The organism is Jannaschia sp. GRR-S6-38 (assembly GCF_029853695.1).
Taxonomy (GTDB): Bacteria; Pseudomonadota; Alphaproteobacteria; order Rhodobacterales; family Rhodobacteraceae; genus Jannaschia; species Jannaschia ovalis.
Genome location: NZ_CP122537.1, coordinates 1,697,277 through 1,706,019 on the forward strand (window position 1 = coordinate 1,697,277; position 8,743 = coordinate 1,706,019).

The 8,743-nt window shown below is 71.3% G+C and carries 5 protein-coding genes; all 5 read left to right on the plus strand.

Annotation, left to right across the window (positions count from 1 at the left end):
- Window positions 1–9 precede the first annotated feature (9 nt).
- From glgX to P8627_RS08840, 5 genes are read left to right on the plus strand one after another with little or no spacing between them, the layout of a single operon-like run.
- A complete protein-coding gene (gene glgX / locus P8627_RS08820) occupies window positions 10–2,079 on the plus strand; it encodes a glycogen debranching protein GlgX (protein ID WP_279963736.1) in 2,070 nt (689 codons plus the stop codon).
- Window positions 2,072–3,787, plus strand: coding sequence for a malto-oligosyltrehalose trehalohydrolase (gene treZ, locus P8627_RS08825; RefSeq protein ID WP_279963737.1), 1,716 nt, complete (start codon window positions 2,072–2,074; stop codon window positions 3,785–3,787). Before glgX ends, treZ begins: the two co-directional genes overlap by 8 nt.
- A gap of 8 nt (window positions 3,788–3,795) precedes the next feature.
- Complete coding sequence (gene malQ / locus P8627_RS08830) at window positions 3,796–5,523, plus strand: 4-alpha-glucanotransferase (protein ID WP_279963738.1); 1,728 nt, start codon at window positions 3,796–3,798, stop codon at window positions 5,521–5,523.
- A 1-nt stretch (window position 5,524) separates the two neighbouring features.
- Window positions 5,525–7,705 (plus strand): malto-oligosyltrehalose synthase, encoded by a 2,181-nt coding sequence (treY, locus tag P8627_RS08835; RefSeq protein WP_279963739.1) that lies wholly within the window; start codon window positions 5,525–5,527, stop codon window positions 7,703–7,705.
- Between the two features lie 42 nt (window positions 7,706–7,747).
- Complete coding sequence (locus tag P8627_RS08840) at window positions 7,748–8,725, plus strand: SMP-30/gluconolactonase/LRE family protein (RefSeq protein WP_279963740.1); 978 nt, start codon at window positions 7,748–7,750, stop codon at window positions 8,723–8,725.
- Window positions 8,726–8,743 lie beyond the last annotated feature (18 nt).

Consider the following 8,743-nt stretch of genomic DNA (forward strand, 5'->3'; position numbering starts at 1 on the left):
ATCCGCAGCATGCCGTCCGACCACCGCATCGAACCCGGCACCGGGGCGCGCCTTGGCGCCACCTGGGACGGGGCGGGCACCAATTTCGCGCTGTTCTCGGCCCATGCCGAAAAGGTCGAGCTGTGCCTGTTCAACCCCACCGGCAAGCGCGAGATCGCGCGCATCCCGCTGCCGGAATACACCAACCAGATCTGGCACGGATATCTGCCGGACGTGCGGCCGGGGCAGCTCTACGGCTACCGCGTGCACGGGCCCTACGCCCCCGAGGAGGGGCACCGGTTCAACCCCCACAAGCTGCTGCTGGACCCGCATGCGCGGGCGCATTCGGGCGAGCTGCGCTGGCATGACAGCCTCTTCGGCTACAAGGTCGGCCACCGGCGCGAGGATCTGAGCTTCGACCGCCGCGACAGCGCCTCCTCGATGCCGAAATGCGTGGTGACGCCGGATGCGTCCAGCTGGGGCGGCGACCGCCGGCTGCGGACCACCTGGGCCCGCACGGTGATCTACGAGGCCCATGTCGGCGGCATGACGATGGGCGCGCCGCATGTGGACGAGCCGCTGCGCGGCACCTTCGAGGGGCTGGCCCAGCCGGGCACGATCGCGCATCTCAAGAAGCTGGGCGTGACCGCGGTCGAGCTTCTGCCGATCCACGCCTTTCCCGACGACCGGCACCTGCTGGACAAGGGCCTGACCAATTGGTGGGGCTACAACTCGATGGGGTTCTTCGCCCCCGCGACCCGCTACCTCGTGCAGCCCGGTGCGCTGGACGAGTTCCGGGTGATGGTGCGCCGGCTCCACGATGCCGATATCGAGGTGATCCTCGACGTGGTCTACAACCACACCGCCGAAGGCAATCAGCTGGGCCCGACGCTGTCCTTCCGCGGGATCGACAATGCCAGCTACTACCTGCTGGGCGACGACAAGCGGTATTACTACGACACGACCGGCACCGGGAACTCGCTCAACCTCGACAATCGGCGCGTGCTGCAGATGGTCATGGACAGCCTGCGCTACTGGGTCGAGCAGTGCCACGTGGACGGGTTCCGCTTCGACCTGACCACGACGCTGGCGCGGCGGCGCGACCATTTCGACCCGCATGCGCCCTTCCTCGACGCGGTGCTGCAGGACCCGGTCTTGTCCTCGGTGAAGATGATCGCGGAGCCCTGGGACACCGGCAATGACGGCTACCAGGTCGGCAATTTCCCCCCGGGCTGGGCCGAGTGGAACGACCAGTATCGCGACACGGTGCGCGCCTTCTGGAAGGGCGATGCCGGGCAGGCCCCGGCGCTGGCCGACCGCATCCTCGGCTCGGCCGAGATCTACGAGCATGACGGCCGCCGCCCGCAATCCAGCGTCAACTTCATCACCGCCCATGACGGTTTCACGCTGGCCGACCTGGTGAGCTACAACCACAAGCACAACGAGGCCAATGGTGAGGGCGGGCGTGACGGGCATTCGCACAACCTGAGCTGGAACCACGGGGTCGAGGGGCCGACCGACGACCCCGAGATCGTCGCGCTGCGCGACCGGCAGCGGCGCAACCTGATGGCCACCCTGCTGCTGAGCCAGGGCACGCCGATGATCCTGATGGGCGACGAGCAGGGGCGCAGCCAGGACGGCAACAACAACACCTATTGCCAGCCCGGCGAGATCAACTGGCTCGACTGGTCGAAGACCGACGATCCCTTCGTGGAATTCGTGCAGGGCCTGATCGCGCTGCGCCATTCGCGCAGCCTGCTGACCTATCGCCGCTTCTTCCACGCCCATGGCGACAATTCCGAGGGGCGCTACGCCACCTGGCACCGGCTGATGGGCAAGGACATGGAGCCCGAGGCTTGGCAGGACCCGGAGCGGCGCGCCCTGGCCGTCAGCCTGCACGGGCGCAACGACCGCACGCTGTTCCTGGCGATGAATGCCGGACCCGAGGGGCGGGACGTGCACCTGCCCGCGGGGCGCTGGGTGCGGCTGGTCGACACGACCGAGGGCTTCGCGGGGCCCGAGGGCCGCGGCGATCCGGTGCGCAACGTGATCGCGATCGAGGGCCGGTCGCTGCTGCTTCTGGAGGCGACGGATGACTGAGGTCCCGCCCCCCGCCTGGGGCGCGCTGCCCGGGCCCGACGGCACCCGCTTCCGCATCTGGGCGCCGGGGGTCGAGACGCTGACGCTGGTGCTACCGGACCGCGAGCTGGCGATGGATCCCGCGGGCGCGGGCTGGTTCGAGCGGGTGACCGACGCCCCCGCGGGGACGGAATACGGCTTCCGCCTGCCCGACGGCTTCGTCGTGCCCGACCCGGCCGCGCGCCGCCAGGCGGGCGACGTGCATGGCCGCTCGGTCGTGACGGGCACCGACTACGGCTGGCGGCATCCCCGTCCCGAGCGGGCCTGGCGCGAGGCGGTGATCTACGAATGCCATATCGGCACCTTCACGCCCGAAGGCACCTTCCGCGCCGCCATCGACAGGCTGCCGCATCTGGCGGGCCTCGGCGTCACGCATCTGGAGATCCTGCCGGTGGCGCAGTTCGGTGGCGACCGGGGCTGGGGCTATGACGGGGTCCTGCCCTATGCGCCGCACCCGGCCTATGGGCGACCCGACGAGATGCGCGCGCTGATCGACGCGGCGCATGGGCACGGGCTGATGGTGCTGCTCGACGTGGTCTACAACCATTTCGGCCCGGACGGGAATTACCTCGGGATGTATGCCCCCGACTTCTTCGATGCCGACCGGCACACGCCTTGGGGCGCGGGCATCGACTACACCCGCGACGCGGTGCGGCGCTTCTTCATCGACAACGCCGTCTATTGGGTGACCGAATTCAACCTCGACGGGCTGCGGCTGGACGCGATCGACCAGATCCGCGATCCCTCGGACCCCGAGCTGCTGGTCCAACTCGCGCGCGAGGTGCAGGCCGCCGCCGGGCGACCGGTGCACCTGACGACCGAGGACAATCGCAACGTCACCCACCTGCACGAGGGCGCGGCGGCGATGCAGGGTGAGTGGAACGACGACTGGCACAACGCCGCGCATGTCCTGCTGACCGGCGAGACGGAGGGCTACTACGACGCCTATGCCGCCGATCCGACGGGGCTTCTGACCCGCGCGATGGCCGAGGGGTTCTCGACCGGCGGCGCGGGCGGGAAGGGCGTGCGTTCGGCCCATATGCAGCCCGAGACCTTCATCGATTTCCTGCAGAATCACGACCAGGTCGGCAACCGCGCGCGGGGCGAGCGGCTGACGGTGCTGGCCGATCGCGACGCGCTCCGGGCGATGCAGGCGGTGCTGCTCTTGCAGCCGCATGTGCCGATGATCTTCATGGGCGACGAATGGGAGGAAGAGCGGCCCTTCCTGTTCTTCGCCGATTTCGACGGCGATCTGGGCCGCGCCGTGACCGAGGGCCGCCGCAAGGAATTCGAGGGCTTCGCGGGCTTCAGCGCCGCCGAGGTGCCGGACCCGGTCGCCCGCGCGACCTTCGAGGCCAGCCGTATCGACTGGACACGGGCCGAGACGCCCGAGGGCCGCGCCGCCGTTGAGCGCCACCGGGCCCTACTGCGGCTGCGGGCCGAGCGGATCGGGCCGTTGCTCGACGGCACCGGGCCGGGCGCGGGCCGGGTGCTGGATGCGCCGGCGCGGTGCCTGGCGGTGGACTGGGCGCTGGGCGGCGGCACGGTGTCGATCCGCGCGAACCTGTCGGAGGCGGCGGTCGACCTGCCGGCGGCGGACGGCGAGATGATCCATCTGGAGGGCGCGGCGCCCGGCGCGCCGAACTCCGCCGCGGTCTTCGTGTCGTGAAGGCCGCGTTGCGCAAGCAGGCCCGGCACCACGGCCTGACGCTGGATTACGACGGGCGCGCCGTGCCCGAGGAGACGCTGCGCCTGATCCTGCGCGGGCTGGGGCAGGATCCGGACGGCCCGCCCGAGGGACCCGCCGCGCCGAAGCGCATGACCGTGCCGAAGGGCGCGCGCTGTTACCTTCCCGCCTCGCTGCAGGACGCGCCGGGCTGGGGCATCTTCTGCCAGCTCTACGAATTGCGCTCGGAGCGGTCCTGGGGCATCGGCGATTTCGCCGATCTGGCCGAACTGGCGCGCATCTGCGGCGCGGCGGGCGCCGATTTCCTGGGGATCAACCCGGTCCACGCGCTGTTCACCGCCGCGCCCGAGCGGACCTCGCCCTTCTCGCCGTCGAACCGTCGCTTCCTGAACCCGCTCTACATCGCACCCGACGCGCTGGGCTGCGCGCGGCCGGCGATGCCCGATGGCGATCTCGTCGACTACGCCGCCGTCGCGCGGGCCAAGATGGTCGCGCTGCGCCACGTCTTCGACCATTTCGGCACCGATCCCGCCTTTGATGCTTTCATAGCCGAGGGTGGGGCGGCGCTGCGGCGGCACGCGCTGTTCGAGGCGATTTCCCGCGTCGAAGGCGGCGGCTGGCACGGCTGGCCGGAGGGGCTGCAAGACCCTGAAAGCCCCGAAACAGAGACTTTCGTGGATGCGAACCGCTCCGAAATCGACTTCCAGCTGTGGCTGCAATGGATCGCGCGGCGGCAGCTCTCCGAGGCGCAGGCGGCGGCCCGGGAGGCCGGCATGCGGCTGGGCCTGTATCTCGATCTGGCCGTGGGCGAGGCGTTGGACGGCTCGGCCACCTGGTCGGGCGCGGCGGTGGCGCTGCCCGGGCTGACCGTGGGCGCGCCGCCCGACCTCTTCAGCGAGGAGGGGCAGAACTGGCACCTGGCCGCGCCCTCTCCGGCGGGGCTGCGCGACACGGATTTCGCGCCGTTCCGGGCGATGATCGACGCGCAGCTGCGCGATGCCGGCGCGCTGCGGATCGATCATGCGATGGCGCTGTGGCAGCTCTTCCTGATCCCCGAAGGCGCGCCCGCCAGCGCCGGGACGCATCTGCGCTTTCCGCTGCCCGAGATGCTGGCGACGCTGGCAGAAGCCAGCCGCGAGCGTGCGGCGGTGGTGATCGGCGAGGATCTGGGCTTCGTGCCCGACGGCTTCCGCGACGCGATGGAGAAGGCGCGCATCCTGTCCTACCGGATCGCCTATTTCGAGCAGACCGGAGACGGGTTCAAGCCGCCCGCGGACTATCCCGAGATGGCGCTGGCCTGCCTGTCCACCCATGACCTGCCGGTGCTGGCGGGCTGGTGGCGGGGCGACGATATCGACCATCGGGTCGAGCACGGGCTGATCTCGAAGAAGGCGGGGAAGGCGCAGCACAAGCACCGCGCCTGGGAGCGGCGGCATATGACGAAGGCGATGGGCGTGAAAGCCGATGTGAAGGAGGCTGAGTTGCCCGAGGCGGTGCTCGACGCGGCGCATCGCTTCATCGCCGCGACGCCCTGTCTGCTGGCGGGCGTGCGGCTGGCCGACCTCGTGGGGCCCGAGGCGCCGACCAACCTGCCCGGCACGGTCGAGAGCTATCCGAACTGGCGGCCGCGGTCGCCCACGCCGCTCGAAGCGATCGCTGCGCATCCGACCTTCGCCCGCATCACCGCGCTGATGCGCGCCGCCCGACCGAGGCCCTGACATGAAGCTGCCCTCCGCCACCTACCGGCTGCAACTGCGCGAGGGCATGGATTTCGCCCGCGCCGCGCGGCTCGCGCCCTATCTGCGCGACCTCGGCGTCTCGCATCTCTATCTCGCGCCGGTCTTCACCGCCGCGCCGGGCTCGACCCATGGCTACGATGTCTGCGACCCGAACGAGGTGGAGCCGGAGCTGGGCGGGCGCGCGGGGCTGGAAGCGCTATCGGCCGCGATGCGGGATCACGGGCTGGGCCTGATCCTCGACATCGTGCCGAACCACATGGCCTTCACGGTGCACAATCGCTGGCTCGCCGATGTGCTCGCGAAGGGCCGGAACAGTGCCTATTCCGGGCATTTCGACATCGACTGGACCGAGGGGCGGCTGCGCCTGCCCTGGCTGGGCGCGCCCTTCGCCGACCTGGCGGACGCGGGCGAGATCACCGTCGAGGACGATGCGATGGTCGCGCCGGGCGGGCTGCGGGTGCCGCTGGCGGCGCGGCCGATGGGCGACATCCACGCCGTCCATGCCGCGCAGCCCTGGCGGTTGACCCATTGGCGCACCGAGGCGGCGGCGATCAGCCATCGCCGGTTCTTCACGGTGACCGGGCTGATCGGGCTGCGGGTCGAGGACAGGGCCGTCTTCGAGGATGTGCACCGCCTGACCTTCGAGCTGGTCGAACGCGGCGTGGTCGACGGGCTGCGCGTCGATCATGTCGATGGGCTGGCCGACCCGGCCGAATACCTGCGGCGGCTGCGCGACCGGTTGCCGGACACACCGATCTGGGTCGAGAAGATCCTGACCGGCGACGAGGCGCTGCCCGAGTGGCCGGTCGAGGGCACGACCGGTTACGTCGCGGCGCGGTCGATCGCGCGGGTCCTGACGGATGGGGCTGGCGCGGCCCGGCTGGCCGAGGGCTGGGGCGATTTCGGCGCGGTGCGCGACGCGGCGAAGACGCAGATCGTGACGACCGAGTTGCAGGCCGAGCTGGAGCGGCTGACCGACCTCGCCACGGAAGCCGGCGCGGCGATGGAATGGGGTCGGGCCGCGTGGCGCGACGCGATCCTCGCCTATGTGCGGGCCTTCCCGCGCTATCGCAGCTACACGACCGCCGACACGGTGCCCAAGCCCGATGCGGCGCTGATCCGCGACGTGGCCGTGCGCGCCGCACGGGCCCGGCCCGACCCCGGCGCGCTGCCCGACCTCGCCCGCTTGCTGACCGATCCGGCGGTGGTCGAGCTGCGCCTGCGCCTGCAGCAGCTCACCGGCGCGGCCATCGCCAAGGCGCAGGAGGACACGGCCTTCTATCGCTGGGTGCCGCTGCTCTCGGCCAACGAGGTGGGGGCCGAGCCCGACGCCCCGGCGCTGGACCCGGCCGGGTTCCACGCGAAGATGGCCGCGCGCGAGGCGCAGATGCCGGGAGCGCTGACCCTGACCTCGAGCCACGACACGAAGCGGGCCGAAGACGCCCGGATGCGCATCGCGGCGATCAGCCACGCGCCGGGTGTGCGCGACGACCTGATGGCGCTGGTGGACGATCTGCCGGCGCCCTGGGGCTGGTACCTGGCGCAGTCGGCCTTTGCCGGGGCCCCGGATGGCGACCTGGCGGATCGGCTGGCGACGCATATGGAAAAGGCCATGCGCGAGGCCAAGCGGGACACGTTCTGGACCGCCGTCGATGCCGCCTTCGAGGCGCCGGTGTTGGACGCGGCGCGCGCCGCGGCGGCCCGGTTCGGGTCGCTGCCCGAGGCGCTCGCCCCGCTGGCGCGCCAGGCCGAGCGGCTGTCGCTGGCGCAGGCGGCGCTGAAGCTGACGATCCCGGGCATTCCCGACATCTACCAGGGGACCGAGATCGGCAGCTTCCGCCTGACCGACCCCGACAATCGCGCCCCGGTCGATTTCGAGCGGCTGGAAGCGGCGCTGGCGGGCGGGGGCGACCTGTCTGGCTTCGATCGCGCGAAGCTCGACCTGACGCGCTGCCTGCTGCACCTGCGCCGCGATCACCCCGAGGATTTTGCCGCCGCCTGGGAACCGCGCGACGCGCCGGAGGGGCAGCTCTCCGCCCGGCGCGGGGCGCTGACCGTCACGGTTTCGACCCGCGGCGAGGATCTGCCCGCGGCGGAGGGTGCGCTCTGGCCGCCCGCGGCGCTGGGGCCGCAAGCGGTACGGATCGCGCGCGACGATTGATTCCGGGGCCGCGCCCGGCATGATGCCCGGGGGAGGGCGGCGATGCTGGATCGGGTGAGCTATGTCGGCCACGGGCTGACGCGGCCGGAATGCGTGCTGGCCACCGCCTCGGGCGATCTATTCTGCGCGCATGGCGACCGGGGCGTGGCGCGCATCCGGCCCGACGGCACGCAGATGGCGTTGGCCGCGCCGACCGAATTCGGCGGCCATCCGGTTCTGGCGAACGGCATCGCGCTGCGCGGCGACGGCAGCTTCCTCGTGGCCAATATCGCGGATGGCGGCGGGCTGATGGAGCTGGATGCCGAGGGCTTCCGGCCGTTCCACGCTTGCAGCACGACCGCGACGCCGCCGCCGGTGAACTTCGTTCTGCCTGACGAGACGGGGCGCATCTGGATCACGGTCTCCTCGACCATGACGCCGCGCAGCCTGGCCTATCGGCCGGACGTGGCGAACGGCTATGTCGGCGTAATCGAGCGCGGGCGGTTCCGGGTGGTGCTGGAGGGGCTGGGCTATACCAACGAGATCCGCGCGGATTACGCGGGCGGCTGGCTCTATATCGCCGAAACGATGGCCCAGCGCGTCAGCCGCGTACGGCTGGACGAGGCCGGGCTGCACGGCGCGCCGGAGGTCTTTGCGCGGATGCCGGCGGGCGCCTTTCCCGACGGGCTGGCGCTCGATGCCGAGGGCGGGCTGCTGGTGGCCTGCATCGTGTCCAACGAGCTGTTCCGGATCGACCCGGAGGGCGGCCTGGTCCTTGTCGTCGGCGAACGCGACGCGGCCTGGGCCGAGGAGGTGCAGGCCGCCTTCGCCGAGGGCACCATGGGCCGCCCGCATCTGGACCGCGCGCCGACCCGCATCCTGCGCAACATCGCGTCGGTCACGCATGCCGGGCCGGGGCTCGACCGGCTGGTCTGCGGCGTGCTGTTGGACGACCGCCTGCCGGTCCTGCCGGCACCCGTGCCGGGGATCCGTCCGCTGCATTGGGAGGTCGAGGTCCCGGATTGGGGCGCGCCCTTCTGACCGAAATGGCGTTGATCG